Source organism: Oryzihumus sp. (assembly GCF_036391795.1).
GTDB lineage: Bacteria > Actinomycetota > Actinomycetes > Actinomycetales > Dermatophilaceae > Oryzihumus.
Window position 1 is genome coordinate 1 of sequence record NZ_DASVZH010000190.1, and the last position, 21,516, is coordinate 21,516.

General features: G+C 72.8%; 20 protein-coding genes and 1 pseudogene. 5 read left to right on the top strand and 16 right to left on the bottom strand.

Translation table 11 applies throughout. The annotated features are described in order from the left end of the window. From VF825_RS11480 to VF825_RS11490, 3 genes and pseudogenes are all read left to right on the top strand, one after another. Positions 1-280: pseudogene (locus VF825_RS11480) on the top strand (hypothetical protein); the annotation flags it as partial. Positions 281-324: 44 nt separating this feature from the next. Continuing rightward, complete coding sequence (locus VF825_RS11485; RefSeq protein ID WP_331113345.1) at positions 325-2,307, top strand: alpha-amylase family protein; 1,983 nt, start codon at positions 325-327, stop codon at positions 2,305-2,307. A 124-nt stretch (positions 2,308-2,431) separates the two neighbouring features. After that, a complete protein-coding gene (locus VF825_RS11490) occupies positions 2,432-3,292 on the top strand; it encodes an alpha/beta hydrolase (protein WP_331113347.1) in 861 nt (286 codons plus the stop codon). Between the two features lie 28 nt (positions 3,293-3,320). On the opposite strand, the gene VF825_RS11495 is transcribed toward VF825_RS11490, so the two are convergent. From VF825_RS11495 to VF825_RS11545, 11 genes are all read right to left on the bottom strand, one after another. Continuing rightward, complete coding sequence (locus VF825_RS11495) at positions 3,321-4,070, bottom strand: FAD:protein FMN transferase (protein ID WP_331113349.1); 750 nt, start codon at positions 4,068-4,070, stop codon at positions 3,321-3,323. Further along, positions 4,067-4,603 (bottom strand): FMN-binding protein, encoded by a 537-nt coding sequence (locus VF825_RS11500; RefSeq protein ID WP_331113351.1) that lies wholly within the window; start codon positions 4,601-4,603, stop codon positions 4,067-4,069. The genes VF825_RS11495 and VF825_RS11500 overlap by 4 nt, the downstream gene beginning before the upstream one ends. 42 nt (positions 4,604-4,645) lie before the next feature. Continuing rightward, positions 4,646-6,079: a ferredoxin reductase family protein gene (locus VF825_RS11505; protein WP_331113353.1), complete on the bottom strand. Its 1,434-nt coding sequence runs from the start codon at positions 6,077-6,079 to the stop codon at positions 4,646-4,648. A gap of 94 nt (positions 6,080-6,173) precedes the next feature. Further along, positions 6,174-6,956, bottom strand: coding sequence for a TSUP family transporter (locus tag VF825_RS11510; RefSeq protein WP_414695832.1), 783 nt, complete (start codon positions 6,954-6,956; stop codon positions 6,174-6,176). Then, entirely contained in the window at positions 6,953-7,696 is a 744-nt protein-coding gene (locus VF825_RS11515; RefSeq protein WP_331113355.1) for an HAD family hydrolase, read from the bottom strand. The genes VF825_RS11510 and VF825_RS11515 overlap by 4 nt, the downstream gene beginning before the upstream one ends. Further along, entirely contained in the window at positions 7,693-9,456 is a 1,764-nt protein-coding gene (locus VF825_RS11520) for a proline--tRNA ligase (protein WP_331113382.1), read from the bottom strand. The genes VF825_RS11515 and VF825_RS11520 overlap by 4 nt, the downstream gene beginning before the upstream one ends. A gap of 101 nt (positions 9,457-9,557) precedes the next feature. After that, positions 9,558-9,986 carry a DoxX family protein gene (locus tag VF825_RS11525; protein ID WP_331113357.1) on the bottom strand — a complete coding sequence of 143 codons (429 nt, stop codon included), beginning with the start codon at positions 9,984-9,986 and terminating at the stop codon, positions 9,558-9,560. A 25-nt stretch (positions 9,987-10,011) separates the two neighbouring features. Beyond that, positions 10,012-10,857 carry a GNAT family N-acetyltransferase gene (locus VF825_RS11530; protein ID WP_331113359.1) on the bottom strand — a complete coding sequence of 282 codons (846 nt, stop codon included), beginning with the start codon at positions 10,855-10,857 and terminating at the stop codon, positions 10,012-10,014. 117 nt (positions 10,858-10,974) lie between these two features. Beyond that, positions 10,975-11,733, bottom strand: coding sequence for an amino acid ABC transporter ATP-binding protein (locus tag VF825_RS11535; protein WP_414695833.1), 759 nt, complete (start codon positions 11,731-11,733; stop codon positions 10,975-10,977). Further along, positions 11,733-12,500, bottom strand: coding sequence for an amino acid ABC transporter permease (locus VF825_RS11540; RefSeq protein ID WP_331113361.1), 768 nt, complete (start codon positions 12,498-12,500; stop codon positions 11,733-11,735). The genes VF825_RS11535 and VF825_RS11540 overlap by 1 nt, the downstream gene beginning before the upstream one ends. Before the next feature lie 29 nt (positions 12,501-12,529). After that, positions 12,530-13,372, bottom strand: coding sequence for an ABC transporter substrate-binding protein (locus tag VF825_RS11545; RefSeq protein ID WP_331113364.1), 843 nt, complete (start codon positions 13,370-13,372; stop codon positions 12,530-12,532). A gap of 352 nt (positions 13,373-13,724) precedes the next feature. Between VF825_RS11545 and VF825_RS11550 the strand changes: the two genes are divergently transcribed. Both VF825_RS11550 and VF825_RS11555 read left to right on the top strand, forming a co-directional pair. Continuing rightward, the gene (locus tag VF825_RS11550) at positions 13,725-14,678 is read left to right on the top strand and encodes a nitronate monooxygenase (RefSeq protein ID WP_331113366.1); all 954 of its coding nucleotides are present in this window, start codon (positions 13,725-13,727) and stop codon (positions 14,676-14,678) included. Further along, the gene (locus VF825_RS11555) at positions 14,675-15,040 is read left to right on the top strand and encodes a DUF2203 domain-containing protein (protein ID WP_331113368.1); all 366 of its coding nucleotides are present in this window, start codon (positions 14,675-14,677) and stop codon (positions 15,038-15,040) included. Before VF825_RS11550 ends, VF825_RS11555 begins: the two co-directional genes overlap by 4 nt. A 64-nt stretch (positions 15,041-15,104) precedes the next feature. Here VF825_RS11555 and ispG read toward each other — a convergent pair whose 3' ends face one another. The 5 genes from ispG to VF825_RS11580 form a co-directional block, all read right to left on the bottom strand. Beyond that, a complete protein-coding gene (gene ispG / locus VF825_RS11560) occupies positions 15,105-16,265 on the bottom strand; it encodes a flavodoxin-dependent (E)-4-hydroxy-3-methylbut-2-enyl-diphosphate synthase (protein ID WP_331113370.1) in 1,161 nt (386 codons plus the stop codon). 123 nt (positions 16,266-16,388) lie between these two features. Continuing rightward, positions 16,389-17,735: a site-2 protease family protein gene (locus tag VF825_RS11565; RefSeq protein ID WP_331113372.1), complete on the bottom strand. Its 1,347-nt coding sequence runs from the start codon at positions 17,733-17,735 to the stop codon at positions 16,389-16,391. Next, positions 17,732-18,940 (bottom strand): 1-deoxy-D-xylulose-5-phosphate reductoisomerase, encoded by a 1,209-nt coding sequence (gene dxr, locus VF825_RS11570; protein ID WP_331113374.1) that lies wholly within the window; start codon positions 18,938-18,940, stop codon positions 17,732-17,734. The genes VF825_RS11565 and dxr overlap by 4 nt, the downstream gene beginning before the upstream one ends. A 130-nt stretch (positions 18,941-19,070) precedes the next feature. Further along, a complete protein-coding gene (locus VF825_RS11575; RefSeq protein ID WP_331113376.1) occupies positions 19,071-20,075 on the bottom strand; it encodes a DnaB-like helicase C-terminal domain-containing protein in 1,005 nt (334 codons plus the stop codon). A 152-nt stretch (positions 20,076-20,227) separates the two neighbouring features. Beyond that, a partial coding sequence (locus VF825_RS11580; protein WP_331113378.1) for an NAD-dependent succinate-semialdehyde dehydrogenase occupies positions 20,228-21,516 on the bottom strand: 1,289 nt, incomplete at its 5' end.

A 21,516-nucleotide genomic window follows, 5' to 3' on the forward strand; every position in this document is an offset into this window, starting at 1 on the left:
CTGGACCCTCGCCGCGGCCGAGGCGGCCCTCGCCGGGCCGCTGCAGGTCGCCGTCGTCGGTGAGGACGACCACGCCGCAACGCTGCTGGACGTGGCCCGGCGCTCGCCCTCCCCCGGGCTCGTCCTCGCCGCGGGCGCGCCGGACGCACCCGGCATACCGCTGCTGGCGGACCGGCCGCTCGTGGCGGGCGTGTCGGCCGCCTACGTGTGCCGCGGGTTCGTCTGCGACGCGCCGGTCACCGACGCCGCCGCGCTGCGGGCGGCCCTGGCACGCGGCTGACCCGACCGGGGTGCCGAACCGCCCCTCCCGCGGGACCATGAGGCATGACGCGTGCCCCCGAGAGCGTCCACAGCATCGCCGCCGCGACGCTGGGCGACCTGCCCGACGACCGGCTCGAGCTGTTCCGCGTGCGGCTCGACCGGTGGTGGGCCGACCTGTGGCACGGGCTGCGCGGGGTCTACTCCCCCGCCGCGACCGAGGACGTCGCCAAGCGGCTGGTCGCCCTGGCCGCCGCGGCCTACCGCGAGCGCGATCCAGAGCTGCACCGGCTGGACCTGGAGCGCACGCTGCAGCCGGACTGGTTCCAGTGCGAGCAGGTGCTGGGCTATGCGGCCTACACCGAGCGGTTCGCCGGCGACCTCGACGGGGTGCGCAAGAAGATCCCCTACCTGGAGGAGCTGGGGGTCACCTACCTGCACCTCATGCCGCTGCTGCTGCCCCGCGAGGGCGACAGCGACGGCGGCTACGCCGTGGCCGACTACCGCAGGGTGCGACCGGACCTCGGCTCGGTCGCGGACCTGCGCGAGCTGGCCTCGGCGTTGCGCCGGTCCGGGATCAGCCTGTGCCTGGACCTGGTGCTCAACCACGTCGCGCGCGAGCACGACTGGGCGGTGCAGGCGCGCGCCGGCAGTGAGAAGCACCGGGCCTACTTCCACCTCTTCCCCGACCGGCGCGAGCCGGACGCCTACGAGCAGACCCTGCCGGAGGTGTTCCCCGACTTCGCCCCGGGCAGCTTCACCTGGGACGACGAGGTCGGCGCCTGGGTGTGGACCACGTTCAACGCCTGGCAGTGGGACCTCAACTGGGCCAACCCGGACGTCCTCGCCGAGTTCGCCGACATCATGCTGTTCCTGGCCAACCTCGGCGTGGAGGTGCTGCGGCTCGACGCGATCGCGTTCCTGTGGAAGCGGCTCGGCACGACCTGCCAGAACCAGCCCGAGGTCCACCACCTCACCCAGGCACTGCGCGCGGTGATGCGGATCGCTTGTCCCGCAACGGTTTTCAAGGCCGAAGCGATCGTGAGCCCCCGTGACCTGCTGCAGTACCTCGGGCAGGGCAGCCACCACGGCAAGGTCAGCGACCTCGCCTACCACAACGCGCTCATGGTGCAGCTGTGGTCGATGCTGGCGGCGAAGGACGTCCGCCTGGCCGCGCACACCCTGGGCTCGCTGCCCCCGGCACCCACGACGTCGGCGTGGATCACCTACGTGCGCTGCCATGACGACATCGGCTGGGCCGTGGACGACCGGGACGCCGCGGCGGTGGGGCTGTCCGGCCACGCCCACCGGGCGTTCCTGTCCGACTGGTACACGGGCGACTTCCCCGGCTCCCCGGCGCGGGGGCTGACGTTCCAGCACAACCCGGCGACCGGCGACCGGCGGGTCAGTGGCACGACCGCGAGCCTCGTCGGCCTCGAGGCCGCCCTCGAGCTGGCCCACGCCCCGAGTGCCCTGACCCGGCGCGACCCGGCCGACCCGGCACCGGACACCGCCGACGTGCGCGCCGCCCTGGCCCGCGTCCGGCTGGTTCACGCGATCGTCATGGGCTGGGGCGGGGTCCCCGTGATCTGGAGCGGGGACGAGCTCGGCCAGCCCAACGACCCGCACTGGGCCGACGAGCCCGGGCACGCCGACGACAACCGCTGGGCGCACCGCCCGCGGCTGGACCGGGAGCGCGCCCACGCCCGGCACGACCCGGGAACCGTCCCCGGCGCGGTGTTCGAGTCCCTGGCCCACCTCGCGGCGGTGCGCAGCGGCCTGCCGCACCTGCACGCCGCCGTCCCGACACAGGTGCTGCCGGTGGCCGACCCCGGAGTGCTCGGCACGGTGCGCCGGCACCCGCTCGGCGCGCTCGTGGCGCTCTACAACGTCACCGACACCTGGCGGGCCTGGCCGGCGGACTGGGTGGCTGACGAGGGGGTCGACGACCCGTACGACGCGATCGGCGGCCACCGGGTGCAGCCCGGCGAGGACGGCAACCTCTGGCTGCCCCCGTATGCCGCGTGGTGGCTCGTGCAGCGCCCCTGACCTCCCGCCGGCCGACGACGTGCCCGACCGAGCGGCGACCGCACAGCCGTGCCGGGATGAGCCCGGTCAGCTGCCGGGGCGAATTCGCTTGAAGGGATCGCGCGGCCGTCCCTACGTTGCCCGTGTGACCACGACGGTGCCCCACTGCCCGCTCCCACGTGACCTGTCGGACGTTCGCTACAGCCACAGCGCCGACTCCGTCGTCCAACCCGGCGTGCCGTCTGGCACGACCGTCGAGCTCGAGTGGAATGCGAGCACGGTCTATCCGGGCACGTCACGGAAGGTCTGGGTCCACGTCCCGGCGCAGTACGACCCGGCCGAGCCGGCGGCGCTGATGGTGTTCCAGGACGGGCACCTGTACCTGGACCCCACGGGAGAGGTCCGCGGCGGGATCGTCCTGGACAACCTCATCCATCGCGGGGACATCCCGGCGACCATCGGCGTCTTCGTCGACCCGGGTGTCCTTCAGGACGACGAGGACCGGAAGAACCGCAACGTCGAGTACGACGCCTTCGACGACCGCTACGTGACCTTCCTGCTGGAGGAGATCCTCCCCGAGGTCACGGCACGCTATGCGGTCACCACGGACCCTGACCGCTGGGGCATCTGTGGGGGCAGCAGTGGCGGCAACTGCGCCTTCACCGCAGCGTGGTTCCGCCCGGACCGGTTCCGTCGGGTCATCGCCTGCCTCTCCAGCTTTGCGCAGATGCCGGGCGGCAACCCCTACCCCGAGCTGATCGGCGCCGGTCCCGGCAGACCGCTGCGCATCTTCATGCAGGCAGGCCACCGGGACCTGGGCTGGAACCAGCCCGGGCGGAACTGGCTGGCCGAGAACCTGCGCGTCGCGGCTGCGCTCGCAGAGGCCGGCTACGACTTCCGTCTGGCGCTCGGCGACGGTGGCCACAACCCCAACCACGGTGGCGTCCTCCTGCCGGACGCCCTCCGCTGGCTGTTCGACCGACCCCGGCGGCACCACAGCCCCTGACCTCCACCCGTCGACACCGACGCTGACGTCAGAGCACGATCGCGCGGTAGTCCGGCTCCAGCCGGGGCAGCTCCTTGACCAGCCCGGGCGGGCCGACGAACAACGCCGTGGCCCAGACGTCCGCCCACAGCAGGGACGGCCCCACCACCGTCACCGAGCCGGTGCGGCGCACCCACTCCTGCCGCTCGGGGTCCCACAGGTGGGCGCCGCGCGCGGCGGTGCCCGACGTGGCCATCCCACCGCGGAACATCTCCACGACCTCAGCGATCTTCGAGCGGTCGCGCGGGTCCTCGATGCCGATGCGCCACGGCCGCGCCGGCCCGCTGGCGTCGTGGCCGCCGAGGGCGATGTCGCCGCCGGCGTTGACGCTGTGGGCGTAGCCCTCCAGCCGGTCCAGCACCGCGGCTGCCCGCTCGACCGCCCAGCCCTTGACCAGCCCGGTGGGGTCCCAACGCCGGGTGCCGTCCTCGTCCGGCAGCTCGCAGGTGAACGCCCCGCGGGTGCGCTCCGTGGCCTGGCGGCACCAGTCCGCCACCTCCCGCACCAAGGGGTCGCTGTCGGCCAGGCTCAGCTCGCCCCGGCGGATCCGGCGGACCTCGCTGCCGCGCTGCCACAGGCTGAACAGCGCGTCGGCCCGCCGCAGCTCCTCGAACGACGCCTCCACGGCCTCCTCGACCGCGGCGCCCCGCAGGTCGGCGCCGCGCAGGTGGATGCTGATCGGCATCCCCATGATCTGCTCCACCCAGGCCCGCTGCCCGGTGGCGACGTCGGCGGTCACAGGTGCGCCTTGTCGATCGCGGACTGCAGCGACTGGAGGTAGCCGCCGCTGGTCACCGTGGCGCCGGAGACCATGTCGATGTTGGCGCTCTGCGCGCTGATCGCCTCCTGGCCCAGCACCGGCAGGGCGTAGCTGTTGATCTCGGCGTCCCGCGGGTTGTCCTGGGGGTACTGCACCGGGGTGACCTGGGTGATCGTGCCGTTGCTCACGGTGATCTGGACCTGCACGGTTCCCCAGCGGGTGTCCGCGGGGTCGCCGGTGAAGGTGCCGGACGTGCCGGAGCCCGAGGCCTTGGTCGTGCTCGACGGGCTGGGCGTCGACGACGCGCTGCCGCGGGAGCCGTCCCCACCGGAGGCTCCGCCGCCGCTGCCCGAGGTGGTCGTCGGGCTCGGCGTCTGGGTGGTGGTCTTCGGCAGTGCAGCCGAGGCCACTGCGGCCACCGCGGTCCCACCACTGTTGGTGCTGGTGCGGTAGCTGAACAGCAGCACCAGGACCGTGATGGTCGACAGGAGTGCGGTGATGATGCGTCGCATCGGTCTGGGGTTCCCCTCCGGTATGCCGGGTGGCCGGCCTGGTCAGTAGCTGAAGCGTTCGAGGTGCACGTGCCGGGGCGGGACGCCGGCGGCCTGCGCGGCCCGGCCGGCGGCCGTCATCCAGCCGGCGCTGCCGCACAGGTAGACGTCGTGGTCGGACACGTCGGGCACGAGCTGGCGCAGGGCGCTCACGTCGTCGAGGTCGCCGGCGGACTCGGGCAGCCAGCTCTCCACGCCCTGGCGGCGCCGGCCGGGGACGAGGAACAGCCGTGCCCCCTTGGCCGAGGCGAGCTCGACCAGCTCCTGGCGCAGGATCGCGGTGTCGTCGTGACGGCACCGGTAGATGAGGGTGACGTCGCCGGGGCGCTGGTCGAGCTCCTCCAGCAGCGCCCGCATCGGCGTGACGCCGATGCCGGAGGCCATGAGCAGGACCTTGCGCCGGGTGCGCACCCCGGCGTGCAGGCGGCCGTAGGGGCCCTCGACCATGACGCGGGTGCCGGGCTTGAGCCGCGCGAGGGCGGCCGAGCCGTCACCGAGGTGGGCGGCGGTGATCCGCAGGGTCCTGCCGTCCGGCGCGGCCGACAGCGAGTAGGGGTGGGCCCGGCTCGCGCCCGGGCCGCCCAGGAAGCGCCACTGGAAGAACTGCCCCGCCCGGGCCCCGAGCCGGTCCAGGTCGCGGCCGCCGACGACGACGGTGGTGACCGAGTCGCTCTCGGGGATCACCTCGGTGACGACGAGGCGGTGCCGCCAGGTGCGGTAGATGGGCAGCCCCACCCGGTAGAGCAGGACGCTGCCGGCAGCCGCGGCATACAGGCCCCACCAGAAGACGGTGGCGACCGGCGAGCTGAGGAACTCCTTGCCGGTCCACAGCTGGTGCGGCAGGGCCAGCCCGGCGCCGAGGTAGGCGTAGAGGTGGATCAGGTGCCACGACTCGTAGCGCAGCCGGGCCCGGGCGGCCTTGACCGAGGTCACCACGACCGCCACCAGGGCCACCGTGCCGGCCACCGCGAGCAGCATGCCCGGGTAGTTCACGACGAAGTCGACGATCGTGCCCCACAGGCCGACCGGTGAAGCGGCCGCGTAGCCCAGGGTGATCAGCACGATGTGGGCGAGCATGAGGTTGAACGAGGTGAAGCCGACCAGGCGGTGGCGCCGGGCCAGCTCGTCCTGGCCGTAGCTGCGCTCGACTGCGGGGATGCGTGCCATGAGCAGCACCTGGACCAGCAGCAGGTCCGAGGCGACCAGGCCGGTCACCCGGCCCAGGCTGGTCAGCCCGGTGCCCATGGCCCCCAGGTCCTGCAGCCCGCCGCCGGCGACCCACAGGGCCACGACGAAGAGCAGGCTCAGCCAGGTCAGCGACCCGGCGGCATCGCGCCACCAGCGCGGCGTCTGCGGGACGGGCGGCACGCTGGGCGCCCGGTCCACGCGGGAGGTGGCCGGGCGCTGCTGCTCGATGACCTGCGGTGTCGTGCTCACGTGGTCCAGATTCGGGTCGGATGCTGGGTGTTTGCTGTGAGACAGCCGCAGCGGCGACTGTGAGCATCCTCAGATGGTTCTCAGAGCACCCCGTTCAGCTCCAGACCCCCAGGACCACCCCGCCGATGCGGATGATGAACGCGCCGACGACGAGGACGAACACCACCCGCACGAACCGCGCCCCGCGGGCCACGGCGGTGCGGGCACCCAGGTAGGCCCCCAGCAGGTTGCACCCACCCATGAGCAGCCCGATCCGCCACATCACCGCACCCTGCGGGATGAACACGACCAGGGCAGCGACGTTGGTGGCCCAGTTGGCCATCCGCGCCTTGGCGCTGGCCTGGAGGAAGGCGTAGCCGAGCAGTCCGACCAGGGCGAAGACGAAGAAGGAGCCGGTGCCGGGGCCGAGCGCGCCGTCGTAGACGCCGATGACGAACCCCGCCGCGGTGGCCGCGATGACGTGGCGGTGCCCGGCGAAGCGCAGCTGGGTGGCCGAGCCGAGGTCAGGCTTGAGCAGCGTGTAGGCCCCGACCGCGACGAGCACGACGAGGATCAGCGGGTTGAACGCGCTCTTGGGGATGTGCGACCCGAGCACGGCCCCGCCGAGCGAGCCGAGGAAGGCCACCCCGGCCATCGGCAGGGCGGTGCGCAGGTCGGGGCGCACCCGGCGGTAGTAGGTCAGCGAGCTGGCCGACGTGCCGCAGATGGAGCCGAGCTTGTTGGTCGCCAGGACCTGCACCGGGGCGGCGTGCGGGAAGCCGAGCACCAGCGCCGGCAGCTGCACCAGCCCTCCCCCGCCGACCACCGCGTCGATCCAGCCGGCGGTGAGGCCGGCCAGCATGAGCAGGAGCGTGGTCTGCAGCGACGGGTCGGTCACGCCCCCAGCCAGCTGTCCACGATCTGCAGGATGTCCAGCAGCTCGTGGGCGACCCCGTCCGGGGTGACCTCGACGGTGACCTGCTGGTCCATCGGGATGTCGGAGTGCGGCACCCAGATCGCCCGCAGCCCGGCCCGCTGGGCGCCGTGGACGTCCTCGTAGGGCCGGTCGCCGACGTAGACCGCCGCTGCCGGTTCCTCGACGCCGACCGCGGCCATCGCCGCCCGGAACGCCTCGCGGTGCGGCTTGGCGTGGTCGATCTCGGAGGTGTAGACGGCGCCGTCGAGCAGGTCGAGCACGCCGTCACGGGCGAACACCCCGTCGTGGTAGCCGGCCGGCCAGATCGTGTTGGACAGCACGCCGACCTTGACGCCCCGCTCGCGCAGCCCGCGCCACAGCGGCTCGACCTGCGGGTCGGTGAACGTGTGCGGCTCCCAGAACTCCTGGTATGCCGTGAGCGCAGCCGGGTGCCCCGGGTGGTCGCTCTCGACACCGGCCTCGCGCAGGACCGCCTCGATGTGCGCGCTGCCGCCGTCGACGCGCAGCCGCTTCCACGCCCGGTCCTCGACCGCGAGGATCCGCGCGGCGAGGGCCTCGGCGTCGACGAAGTCGTCGGCCCGGGCCGCCAGCTCGCGGGCGTAGACCCGCCACTGCTCGGCGAGGTCGATGGTGTGCCAGGGCGTGAGCGTGCCACCCCAGTCGAAGATCACCGCCTCGACCGGGGTGCTGCCGGCGCTCATCGCGCGTCGGCCCCGCGGACCTCGGCCACGACCGCGTCGACGATCCCGTCGACCGCGACCTCGCGTCGCTCACCGCTGGCGCGGTCCTTGAGCTCGACCACGCCGTCGGCCAGGCCGCGGCCGATGACGACGATGGTGGGCACACCGATCAGCTCGGAGTCCTTGAACTTCACGCCGGGGCTGACGCCCTTGCGGTCGTCGTAGAGGACCTCGATGCCCTGGGCCTGCAGCGCGGCGACGACCTCCTCCCCCTTGGCGAAGACGGTGTCGTCCTTGCCGGTGGCCACGACGTGCACGTCGGCCGGGGCGACCTCGCGGGGCCAGACCAGGCCGATCTCGTCGAGGGTGCCCTCGGCGACCGCGGCCACGGCCCGGCTGACGCCGATGCCGTAGGAGCCCATGGTCACGGTGACGAGCTTGCCGTTCTGGTCCAGCACCTTGAGCTCGAGCGCCTCGGCGTACTTGCGGCCGAGCTGGAAGATGTGGCCCATCTCGATGCCGCGCGCGGACTCCAGGGGGTGGCCGCAGTTGGGGCAGGGGTCGCCGTCGCGGACCTCGGCGGCCTCGATCGTGCCGTCGGCGCTGAAGTCGCGGCCGGCGACGAGGTCGATGACGTGCTGGCCGGCGACGTTGGCGCCGGTGACCCACGTGGTGCCCTCGACGACGCGGGGGTCGAGCAGGTAGCGGATGCCGGACTTGCCGTCCTCGCCGAGGACCTCGGGGCCGATGTAGCCCTTGACCAGCGCGGGGTTGCGGGCGAAGTCGGCCTCGTCGAAGGCCTCGACCTCGGCCGGCTCCAGCTGGGCACCGAGCCGCTTCTCGTCGATCTCGCGGTCGCCGGGCACGCCGATGGCGAGGGGCTCGCGGGTGCCGTCGGGGTGGACCACGGTGACGAGCACGTTCTTGAGCGTGTCGCCGGCAGCCCAGGGACGGTCCTCGCGGGGGAAGTGCGCGTTGAGGTGGTCGACCAGCGACTCGATGGTGGGCGTTTCGGGGGTGTCCTCGGCGTGCGCGGCGGGCAGCCCGTCATACGCGACCGCCTCGGGGACGGGCACCTTGACCGCCTCGACGTTGGCCGCGTAGTCGCAGTGGGTGCACCGGACGTAGGTGTCCTCGCCGTTCTCGGAGGTGGCGAGGAACTCCTCGGACTTGCTGCCGCCCATGGCGCCGGCCATCGCGGCGACGATGACGTAGTCGAAGCCGAGTCGGTCGAAGATGCGGATGTAGGCGCGGCGGTGCGCCTCGTAGGACTCCTCCAGCCCCGCGTCGTCGAGGTCGAAGGAGTAGGAGTCCTTCATCGTGAACTCACGGCCGCGCAGCAGGCCCGCGCGGGGACGCGCCTCGTCGCGGTACTTGGTCTGGATCTGGTAGATCGACAGCGGCAGGTCCTTGTACGAGGAGTACAGGTCCTTGACCGCGAGGGTGAACATCTCCTCGTGCGTGGGGCCGAGCAGGTAGTCCGCGTCCTTGCGGTCCTTGAGCCGGAAGATGAGCTCGCCGTACTCGGTCCACCGGCCGGACGCCTCGTAGGGCTCGCGGGGCAGCAGGGCGGGGAAGAGCAGCTCCTGGGCGCCGATGGCGTCCATCTCCTCGCGGACGATGCGCTCGATGTTGCGCAGGACCTTCAGGCCCAGGGGCAACCAGGTGTAGATGCCGGGCGCGACGCGGCGGATGTAGCCGGCGCGCACGAGCAGCCTGTGGCTCGGCAGCTCCGCGTCGGCCGGGTCCTCGCGCAGGGTTCGCAGGAACAGGGTCGACATGCGCAAGGCGGCCACGATCACTCCTTCGTCAGGTCCGGTCGCGACGCTCGCTCCGGACCCCGCGAGGATATCGGCCCGCGGCGGCCGTGCTCACGGCAGTTTCACGCCGCGGTATGCCGTGTGCCTGCCGCTCGGTCCCGGGTCGCCTTGAGGGCGGTGCGCACCATGGGCAGCTGCAGCGGCAGCCGGGCGATCGTGGCGGCCTGCCGGCGGCGGTTGGCGGAGCGGCCCGAGCCCAGCCGGCGCTCGACCCGGCGCGTCTCGTCCAGGGCCATCTGGATGTTCGCGGGGAACACGGCGACCAGCAGCGCGGCGCTGGCCCAGCCGGCCAGGCGGCGGGTGCGCGGGTGCAGCAGCCCGGCGGCGCAGGCGATCTCGGCGACGCCGGAGGCGTAGACCAGGCCGCGGCGGGCCGGCAGCTGCCGCGGGGTGATCGACTCGAACGGCCCGGGGCGGACCAGGTGCAGCACGCCGGAGGTAGCGAACAGCGCGGCAAGACCCTGGAGGTCTCGGGTGAGCGGGGCGGGCATGCCCCGATCCAACCAGAGGGCCCGCTCAGAGCAGCACGGTGGCGAAGCTGCCGACCTCGGTGAAGCCGACCCGCTTGTAGGTCGCGCGGGCCGGGGCGTTGAAGTCGTTGACGTAGAGCGTCACCATCGGGGCGACCTCACGCTGGACGAGGTCGACGACCGCGGCCATCGCCGGCTCGGCGCAGCCCTGGCCGCGCCACGACGGCTTGAGCCACACGCCCTGCACCTGGGCGACGCCGAGGGCCACCGACCCGACGTCGGCCTTGAAGACGACCTCGCCGTCCTCGACCCGCACGAAGGTGTGGCCGCGGGAGATCAGCCCCGCGATGGACTGCCGGTATGCCGTGTCCGAGCCCCAGTATGGCGGGTAGCCGATCTCGTCGGTGAACATGGCGGCGGCGGCAGGCACGACGAGGTCGACCTCGTCGAGGCGCGCGCGGCGCACCGCCGGGTCGGGAGTGACACCGCAGTCAGCCGGCCTGTCGGTCACCGCCAGCATCGGCTGGTGGGCCCGGATCGCCCGCGCCGGACCCCAGTGGCCGCCGAGCTCCTGCCACAGCCCGTGGACGGCGTCGGCCGGGCCGAACAGCGAGGAGCACTGCCGACGCCAGCGCCGCACCTTGGCGGCGAAGGCAACCACGGCGTGCTCGTCGGCCTCGACCGGGACGAGGTTGGCCGCAGCCCAGCACAGGGAGGTCAGCTCCTCCCCCTCTCCATAGCCGAGGAGGCTGCCGGGCTGGGTGGCCAGGGCGCCCTCGAGGATTCGCGCGGCGACGAAGACGTTGGCCGCGGCGTCACGGGCACACACCTCCAGCGCGCCGTCCCGGTCGGCGACCGTGAGGGCGCGGACCGGGCTCTGGGTGCGCAGCACGCCTCCAGCGTGCCCGTCGGCGGCCCCGGTGTCGACCGGTTCGGCCGGTTGAGGGGGCGCGAACGGCGTGCCGCGACCTGCGTAGCGGCTCCAGCAGGTGGCCGACCCGCGGGCGCGTCAGAGCACCTGGGACAGGAAGCGCTGCAGCCGCGGGCTCTCCGGCGCACCGAAGACCTGCTCGGGCGGCCCGGACTCGACCACGCGGCCGGCGTCCATGAAGGACACCCGGTCGGCGACCTCGCGGGCAAAGCCCATCTCGTGCGTCACCACGAGCATGGTCATGCCGGTGGAGGCCAGGTCGGCCATGGTGGCGAGCACGCCCTTGACCAGCTCGGGGTCCAGGGCGGACGTGGCCTCGTCGAAGAGCATGACCTGCGGCTGCATCGCCAGGGCGCGGGCGATGGCGACCCGCTGCTGCTGCCCACCGGAGAGGCGGCCGGGTCGCATCTCCGCCTTGTCGCGCAGCCCCACCTGCCCGAGGTGGTGGAGGGCGACCTCGCGTGCCTGCTCGGACGGCATACAGCGCAGCGTGCGCAGGCCCAGGGTGACGTTGGCCAGCACCGTCTTGTGGGGGAACAGGTTGAAGTGCTGGAACACCATGCCCACCCTCTGGCGCAGGGCGTCGGGGTCGTCGCCCAGCACGCTGCGGCCGTCGAGCAGGACGTCGCCGCGGTCGGGCTCGAGCAGCCGGTTGACCGTGCGCAGCAGGGTCGACTTGCCCGAGCCGGAGGGACCGATGACGCAGGTGGCGGTGCCGGCTGCGACGTCGAGGTCGACCCCACGCAGCACCGGGTGGGCGCCGAAGGACAGGTGCACGTCGCGGGTGGCCACGCTGACCGCCGCGGGCGCGGTCAGCTCGGCGGCTGGTGCGGTCATCAGTGCGCCTCCTGGGTGATCGGCAGCGGCAGGTCGTCCTCCACCGGCTGCGCGGCGTCGGCCCGGCGGCCCTCGCGCAGGCGTCGGTCGATCGCGTTGACGGCGTGGGTCAGCGGGATGGTGATGACCAGGTAGAAGAGGCCGGCCAGCAGCAGCGCCGACTCGTTGCCGGTGTTGGCGGCCTGGTCCTGGCCGATCCGGAACAGGTCCCGCTGGCTGGCGACCAGCCCGAGGAAGTAGACCAGCGAGCTCTCCTTGATCAGGGCGATGAGCTGGTTGACCAGCGCCGGCAGCACGCGGCGCACGCCCTGCGGGATGACCACCAGGCGCATCCCGGCGGACCGGCTGAAGCCCAGCGCCCGCGCCGCCTCGAGCTGACCGGCCTCGACCGACTGGATGCCCGAGCGGAAGATCTCACCGATGTAGGCCGACGCGATGAGCGAGAGCGCGAGGATGCCGAGCGGGTAGGGGTTCGGTCCCCACACCTGCAGGCCGAGCGGGGACAGGCCCACGCCGATGAGCAGGATCGTCACCGCGGCCGGCAGCCCGCGGAAGATGTCGGTGTACACCCGCGCCGGCCAACGCAGCCACCGGCTGCCGGAGAGACCGGCGACCGCGAGCAGCATGCCCAGCACGGTGCCGACCACCGCCGAGGAGAGGGCCAGGAGCAGCGTGTTGGGCAGCCCGACCGTGAGCAGGTCCGGCAACGCCTCACGCATCGCGTCGACGTCGAAGAACGTCTGCCACAGCGTCGTCAGGATGTCCATGGGCCCTCCCCTCGTCCGGTGCCGTCAGCTCAGCTCGCGGCCTTCGCCGGGACGGCGACCTTGCCGCTGCCGGGCTTGAAGTCCGCCGGGACCGTGCGGCCGGGGTAGTACTGCGCCTGGAGCCGGCTCCACGTGCCGTCGGCGATGACCTCGTCGAGGGCCTTGTTCAGCGCGGCGAGGAGCGTGGGGTTGCCGTGGGCGATGGCGAACGCCGTCGGCGCCGGGCTCAGCTGCTTCTGCGCCAGGACGACCTTGCCGCCGCTGTCCTTGGCGGTCTTCTCCCCGATCTCGGCGGGGGCGATCCACGCCTGCGCGGTGCCGGCCTTGAGCTGGTTGAGCGCACTGTTGTAGTCCGGGACGCGCACCGGGTCGAGACCGTTCTTGGAGGCGTAGTCGTCCTGCACGGTGCCCTGCACGACCGCCACCCGCTTGCCCTTGAGCTGGTCGAAGCTGCGGATCGGGGAGCCCTGGGGCACGTCGAGGCCGAAGTAGCCGAAGTCGTAGCCGTTGGTGAAGTCGACGGTCTTCCTGCGCGCGTCGGTGATGGTGATCGAGGAGGAGCCGAGGTCGAACTTGCCGCTCTTGACCTGGGCCAGCAGCGCGGAGAAGTCGGTGCCGACGAACTCGACCTTGAGGTGCAGCTTGGAGGCGACCGCGACGAGCAGGTCGTTGTCGAAGCCGGTGAACTTCCCGTCCTTGAGGTAGACGTTCGGCGGCGCGTCGGTGAGCGTGCCGACGCGCAGGGTGCCCGGCTGCTGCAGGGCGTAAGGGTTGTCGGCGCTGGCCTTGGTCGGGCCGCACGCGCTCAGCGAGACGGCGGCGGCCAGCGCCGCGACGGCAGCGGTGATGACACGGAAACGCTTGGTGGACATGGCTTTTCCTTCGGGCGTCAGGTGTGGCGGGCAGGCAGCCGCGCGGACGCGGTGGCGCGTCGGCGGTCAGGTGTGCTGCCGGTGGAGCAGGGTCCGGGGCGAGGCGGCGTATGCCGTGGCCGCGCGTTCCCGGGTCGGCTGACCCGGGTGCGCGGCTACCGACACATCAGCGCGGGCGTGGTCCCGGAACGGCTCGTCACAAAACCGGACGTTATAGGAATCCAAAGTTATGGTGATAACCGGTGTCCCCACCCGCTCACGATCCGAGACAGCACGGGTCCTCCCCCGGCTCGTGGCCGCCGCGCCGCCGGGCGAGGATGGAGGCCGGCACCACGACGCGAGGAGGCGGCACATGCTCAGGACCTGGCTCACCGAGACCTTCGGGCTGGACGTGCCCGTGGTCGGGGCGCCCATGGCCGGCGCCGGCTCCGGGCGGCTGGCCGCGGCGGTGTCGGCGAACGGCGGTCTGGGGATGATCGGCGCCGGCGGCGCAGCCACTCCCGACTGGATCGCACAGCAGGCGGCCGTCGCGGCCGAGCCCGGTCGGCCGTGGGGCGTCGGGCTCATGGCCTGGGTGCTGCCCCAGCACCCCGAGCAGCTCGAGGCGGTCGTCGCGGCCCGGCCGGCGCTGGTGTCGGTCAGCTTCGGTCCCTACGCCGAGGCCGTGCGCCGGTTGCAGGACAACGGGATCCGGGTGGCCACCCAGGTCGGCACGGTGCAGGAGGCGGCTCAGGCACAGGCCGTCGGCGTGGACCTGGTCGTGGCCCGGGGCGCGGAGGGTGGCGGGCACGGGCGCAACGACGTCGGCACGCTGACCCTGCTCCAGGCGGTGCTCGAGGAGGTGGACCTGCCCGTCGTCGCCGCCGGCGGCATCGGCACCGCGCGCGGTCTGGCCGCGGTCCTCGCCGCGGGAGCGGCCGGGGCGTGGGTCGGCACGGCGTTCCTCACCTGCCGCGAGGCCGAGACCACGGCGGCCGCCCGGGCACGGCTGCTGGAGGCCTCGGAGGCGGACACGGCATACGGGCGGGTCTTCGACGTGGCGCAGCGCCTGGGGTGGCCGCCGGAGTACGGCGGCCGGGCGCTGCGCAACGCGTTCTTCGACCGGTGGGAGGGGCGCGAAGACGACCTCGCCCGCGACGACGCGGCGGTAGCCGAGCTGGCGGAGGGCCGCCGGCGCCAGGACCTCGACGTCGGCTACGTCTACGCCGGACAGGGCGTGGGGCTCCTCCGGCGCGAGCGCACCGCGGCCGAGGTGCTGGCCGACCTCGCGGGCGCCGAGGACCTGCTGCGAGGCTGGGACGCATGAGCCTGTTCACGGTGGAGGAGGCCCGCGCCGAGCTGGCCGAGCTGGCCCCCGTGCTCGCCGAGATCGTCGGGCTGCGCGCGGACGCGGCCGAGCTCGCCACCGCGACCATGCCGGGCGGGCGGCCCACCACCCTGGGCGGTCTGCCCGAGCTCAAGGCGGCGCAGGCCAGGCTCGACGACCTGATGACCCGGGTGCAGCAGACCGGCGCCGAGCTCAAGGGCCTGGCCCCGCTGCTGCTCGACTTCCCCTCCGAGCTCGACGGGGTCCCGGTGCTGCTGTGCTGGCTCGAGGGCGACGACGGGCTGCACTGGTACCACCGCAGCGACCTCGGCTTCGCCGGCCGGCGCAGGCTGCCCGGCTGAGCGCCCACACGCAGACGGGCGGCCCTGGCAGGTGCAGGGCCGCCCGGTCAGGCGTGGCGTGACGTCAGCTGACGGTGACGGTGGGGCTGCCGGCGGCCTCGCCGTCGACGGGCTCGCCGATCTCCTCGGCGATGCGCATGGCCTCCTCGATGAGGGTCTCCACGATCTTGGCCTCCGGCACGGTCTTGATGACCTCGCCCTTGACGAAGATCTGGCCCTTGCCGTTGCCGGAGGCGACACCGAGGTCGGCCTCACGGGCCTCGCCGGGGCCGTTGACGACGCAGCCCATGACGGCGACGCGCAGCGGCACCTCCAGGCCCTCGAGGCCGGCGGTCACCTGGTCGGCGAGGGTGTAGACGTCGACCTGGGCGCGCCCGCAGGACGGGCAGGAGACGATCTCGAGCTTGCGCGGGCGCAGGTTGAGCGACTGCAGGATCGCGTTGCCGACCTTGACCTCCTCCACCGGCGGGGCCGAGAGGGAGACGCGGATGGTGTCGCCGATGCCCTTGGCCAGCAGCGCGCCGAAGGCCACCGAGGACTTGATCGTGCCCTGGAACGCCGGGCCGGCCTCGGTCACGCCGAGGTGCAGGGGCCAGTCGCCGCGCTCGGCGAGCATCTCGTAGGCCTGCACCATGAAGACGGGGTCGTTGTGCTTGACCGAGATCTTGAAGTCGTGGAAGTCGTGCTCCTCGAACAGCGAGGCCTCCCAGACGGCCGACTCGACGAGCGCCTCGGCGGTGGGCTTGCCGTACTTCTCCAGCAGGCGCGGGTCGAGCGAGCCGGCGTTGACGCCGATGCGGATCGAGACGCCGGCGTCCTTGGCCTCGCGGGCGATCTGCTTGACCTGGTCGTCGAACTTGCGGATGTTGCCGGGGTTGACCCGCACGGCGGCACAGCCGGCCTCGATCGCCTTGTAGACGTACTTCGGCTGGAAGTGGATGTCGGCGATGACCGGGATCTGGGAGTGCCGGGCGATCTCGGGCAGCGCGTCGGCGTCGTCCTGGCTCGGGCAGGCCACCCGCACGATGTCGCAACCGGTCGCGGTCAGCTCGGCGATCTGCTGCAGCGTGGCGTTGACGTCGGTCGTCGGGGTGGTGCACATCGACTGCACCGAGATCGGGGCGTCACCGCCGACCTCCACCTTGCCGACCTTGATCTTGCGCGACTTGCGCCGCGGGGCGACGACCGGCGGCGGGGTGGCGGGCATTCCGAGCGAAACCGTCATGCCCGCAGTATCCCCCACCCGTCTCACGCACCGAACACCGGCAAACCCGCGTCCCCCGCCCCGGAGGACGGGCAGACGCGGGTGGGCCGGTGTCCGGTCGGGCTGCGGCGCCCGCGCGCGGGGTCAGCCGCCGATCTTGATCGGGTTGACCACGTCGGCGTAGATGAGCAGGGCCGACATGACGATGAGGACCGAGGACACGGCATACGCGATGGGAAGCGCCTTGGCGACGTCCACGTAGCCCGGGTTGGGGCGGCGGCGGACCCGCGCGATGGTGCGCTTGAGGCCCTCCCACAGCGCGCCGGCGACGTGCCCGCCGTCCAGCGGCAGCAGCGGGATGAGGTTGAAGACGAAGAGCGCGAGGTTCAGGGAGGCGATGAGCCCGAGCTCGAAGATGATGACGTCGCCGATGGTGCCGCCGAAGCCACCCACGTCGCCGCTGGCGACCTCGCCGGCCACCCGACCGACGCCCACGACGGACATCGGGCCGTTGGGGTCGCGCTGCCCGGAGCCGAACGCCGCCTGCGCGACGCCCGCCATCTTCTGCGGGATCTTCAGCACGACGCCGGCGGTCTGGCCGAGGGCGCCGCCGACCAGGCCGGGCACGGCGGTGAGCGGCTGGCGCACCATCTCGACCGAGCCGCCCATGCCGACGAAGCCGACCCGCTCGGTGAGGACCTTGCCCGAGGCGTCGGTGAGGGGCTTGCCGTTGTCGTCGACCTTGGGCCGGTCGGTCAGCATCGGCGTCACGGTCACGGCCAGCCGCTTGCCGTCGCGCTGGACCACCATCGCCACCGGCGCGCCCCCGTGGGTGCGGATCACCGCACGCACCTGGTCGAACGTGGAGACCGGCTTGCCGTCGATCGCGACGATCCGGTCGCCGGGCTTGAGGCCGGCCTTGTTGGCCGGGGCCACCGGGTCGGTCGCCGCGCACGCCGTCGGCTGCGCGGACGCGCTGGTCACGGTCTGCACGCACTGCTGGACCAGACCGACCCGGGAGGTCTCGGTGGCGATCCCGTGCATCGTGAAGATGCCGGTCAGCAGCACCACGGCGATGAGCAGGTTCATCGTCGGGCCGCCGAGCATGACGACGATCTTCTGGTGCACGGGCAGCTTGTAGAAGACGCGGTGCTCGTCGCCGGGCTTGACCTCCTCCAGGGAGTCCTGCCGGGCCTGGTCCATCATCTGGCTCCACCGGCCGGTCGTCGACGCGCGCAGCATGGTCGGGTCGTCGCCGGGCTTGGGCGGGAACATGCCGATCATCCGGATGTAGCCACCGAGCGGGATGGCCTTGAGGCCGTACTCGGTCTCGCCACGCCGCCGGGACCACACGGTCGGGCCGAAGCCCACCATGTACTGCGTGACCTTGACGCCGAAGCGCTTGGCCGGCACCAGGTGGCCCACCTCGTGCAGGGCGATGGATGCGCCGATGCCCAGCGCGACGAACAGAACCCCCAGGACGTAGCTCACGGCACCACCGTCTCACGTGCGGCCAGGCCGAGGACCTCTCTTGCCCGGGCGCGCGCCCAGGACTCGGCGCGCAGCACCGACTCAACGCTCAGGCCGCCCGGATCGTTCACCTCGTGCTCCTGCACCACCCGGGCGACGGTGTCGACGATGTCGACGAAGCGGATCCGCCCGCCGAGGAAGGCCTCGACGCACTCCTCGTTCGCGGCGTTGAACACCGCCGGGAAGGTCGCGCCCTCGGACCCGACGTGGCGCGCGAGCGCGACGGCCGGGAAGGCCTCGTCGTCCAGCGGGAAGAACTCCCAGGTCGCGGCCTGCGTCCAGTCGCACGCCGGTGCCGCACCGGGCACGCGGTCGGGCCAGCCCAGACCCAGCGCGATCGGCAGCCGCATGTCCGGCGGCGAGGCCTGGGCCAGGGTGGAGCCGTCGGAGAACTCGACCATCGAGTGCACGACCGACTGCGGGTGGACGACGACCTCGATCCGGTCGAAGGGGATGTCGAAGAGCAGGTGGGCCTCGATGACCTCGAGGCCCTTGTTGACCAGGGTCGCGGAGTTGGTGGTGACCACCGGGCCCATCGCCCAGGTCGGGTGGGCCAGGGCCTGCTCGGGGGTGACGTCGGCCAGCTCGGCCCGGGTCCGACCGCGGAACGGGCCGCCGCTGGCCGTCACGACCAGGCGTGCGACCTCCTCGGCGCGACCGCCGCGCAGGCACTGCGCGAGGGCGCTGTGCTCGCTGTCCACGGGCACGATCTGGCCGGGGCGGGCGGCCGCCCTGACCAGCGGGCCGCCGACGATGAGGGACTCCTTGTTGGCCAGCGCCAGCGTCGAGCCGGCCTCCAGCGCCGCCAGGGTGGGCCGCAGGCCGATGGAGCCGGTGATGCCGTTGAGCACCACGTCGGCACCGCCCCCGGCGACCGTCGTGGCCGCCTCCGCCCCCACCAGCACCTCGGGCCGGTATGCCGGGTGGCCGGCCCGCGCCGCCGCCGCGGCGACCGCCGCCGAGACCTCCTCGCGGTCGCCGGAGGCGACGGCCACCTGCTGGACCTGCAGCGCCACCGCCTGCTCGGCGAGCAGGGCCAGGTTGGCCCCGCCGGCGCTGAGCGCGGTGACGTGGAACCGGTCGGCGTTGCGGGAGATGACGTCGACGGCCTGGGTCCCGATCGAGCCGGTGGACCCCAGGATGGCGATGCTGCGCGGTGAGCTCACCCGCCCATTCTGGACTGCCGGGGGTGCGCGGCCCGGGCGCACCCCCGGCACCACCCGGACGGCGGCCGGGTGCGTCGGAAGGGGAGGACCGGCGGCCCGGCCCGGGTGCCTGGTGGGTCGTGGAGGGGAGTCAGTCGACGAAGACCCGCTCCTCGACCAGCTGCTCGCTGACCTCACGGCCCTCGGGGTCGAACCGGCCCTGCTCGAAGCGCTTCTGGAACTCCAGCTCGACCTTGTCCACGCCGTTGCGGTTCTTCTCGATGGTCAGGACGACCCAGCGCCGGAACCGGTCGGCGTTGCCGAGGTCGTAGACCAGGTGGTGCCGCGCCACGACGTCGAACTTCTCCGCCATGAGCAGGAGGATGTCCGCCTCGTAGGCCAGGGCGGACGAGCCGCGCAGGTGACGGGCCCGCATCCGCATGCCCGGCTTGAGCGCGGACTTCTCGGCCGCGACGATGGCCGCGACCGGCACCGCCAGCTCCAGCGCGAGCTCCTTGAGCCCCTCGGCCACCTCCGCGACCTGCTCGTCCTCACCGACGCGGTCGGTCCCGACGGCGACCTTCTGCAGGTAGTCCACGAGCACCAGGGGCGCCTCCCCCGTCGCGTCCCGGACCGCCTCGACCACGGCGCGCATCTGCGCCAGGTCGGTGTGCACGCCGCTGGAGCGGTGCACGTGCAGCCGGCTGCCGAGGTCGCGCAGCGAGGCCACCGCCTCGGGCCCGCCGGGCGAGCCGGCCAGCCGGTCCCCCAGCGACTCCGACTGCCCGTGGCGCACCTCGAACCGCTCACGGACCTGGTGCAGCGGCACGCCGACCCGCCCGGCGTGCTCGGCGGCCTCGAGGCTGATCAGCCGCTCGAGCAGGGTGTGGGTGTCGTGCTCGAAGGAGAAGTAGACCGCGGTGCGGCCGGCGGAGACGACGTTGCGCATGAGCTGGAGCGCGAAGGTGGTCTTGCCCAGGCCCTGCGGGCCGCCGAGCAGCACCAGCTCACCGGAGCGCAGCCCGCCCGAGAGCGCCTTGTCGAGGGCATGGAAGCCGGTCGGCCACACCCGCGCACCGGCCACGGACCCCGCCCGGATGGTGGCGTCCGTCGTGTCGATGAGGTCGGTCAGGGACTGCAGGCGCTCGGTGCTCATGGCGCCAGTGCAGCACCGCGGCGCGCCCGGCCGGAGGCTGTCGGGACAGGTCTGCCCGAACAGCCGATGACCCCCTCGTCCGCAGGGGCGAGGGGGTCATCGGGGACGTCATCACGGGGAGGGACGGGGGCCCGGGGCCTGCGCCCGGGACCTCAGGGGGCGATGCCGACGTACTTGGTCTCGAGGTACTCCTCGATGCCCTCGAAGCCGCCCTCACGCCCGAAGCCGCTGTGCTTGACCCCGCCGAAGGGCGCCGACGGGTTGGACACGATGCCCTGGTTGATGCCGACCATGCCGAACTCGAGCGCCTCGCTGACCGTGATCATGCGCGAGAGGTTCTCGGTGAAGGCGTAGGCGACCAGGCCGTACTCGGTGTCGTTGGCCTTGGCGATGGCCTCGTCGTCGGTGCTGAACGTCGAGATCGGCGCCACCGGGCCGAAGATCTCCTCGCGGAACAGCCGGGCGTCGGTCGGCACGTCGGCCAGCACGGTGGGCTCGAAGAAGTAGCCGCGATCGCCGGTGGCCGAGCCGCCGACGAGGACCGTGGCCCCCTTCTCCCGGGCCTCGTCCACCAGCTCGGTGACCTTGGCCCGGGCCTTGTCGTCGATGAGCGGGCCCACCGTGACGCCGTCCTCGGTGCCCCGACCGACGGTCAGCTTGGCCATCCGCTCGGCGAACTTGCGGGAGAACTCCTCGGCCACCGACTCGTGCACCAGGAAGCGGTTGGCGGCGGTGCACGCCTCGCCGATGTTGCGCATCTTGGCCAGCATCGCGCCCTCGACCGCCTTGTCGACGTCGGCGTCGCCGAAGACGAGGAAGGGTGCGTTGCCGCCGAGCTCCATCGAGACCCGCAGCAGCTGCTCGGCCGACTGCTCGACGAGGGCCTTGCCGACGGGGGTGGACCCGGTGAACGTCAGCTTGCGCAGCCGCGGGTCGCGGATCAGCGGCTCCATGACGTCACCGGTGCGGTGGGTGGTGATGACGTTGAGGACCCCGGCGGGCACGCCGCACTCGGTGAGCAGGTCGGCCAGCGCCAGCATGGTCAGCGGGGTCTGGGAGGCGGGCTTGACCACCATCGTGCAGCCGGCGGCCAGGGCGGGCCCGATCTTGCGGGTGCCCATGGCCAGCGGGAAGTTCCAGGGCGTGATGAGCAGACACGGGCCGACCGGCTGGCGCATGGTCATCAGGCGGCCCTGGCCATTTGGCGCCACGGCGTAGCGCCCGTCGATTCGCACCGCCTCCTCGGAGAACCAGCGCAGGAACTCGGCGCCGTAGGTGATCTCGGCCTGGGACTCCTTGAGCGGCTTGCCCATCTCGAGCGTCATCAGGAGCGCGAGCTCATCCTCGCGGGAGACGATCGCCTCGAACGCGCGGCGCAGGATCTCACCCCGGTCGCGCGGCGCCATGTCGGCAAACGAAGCCCCCGCATCCACCGCGGCAT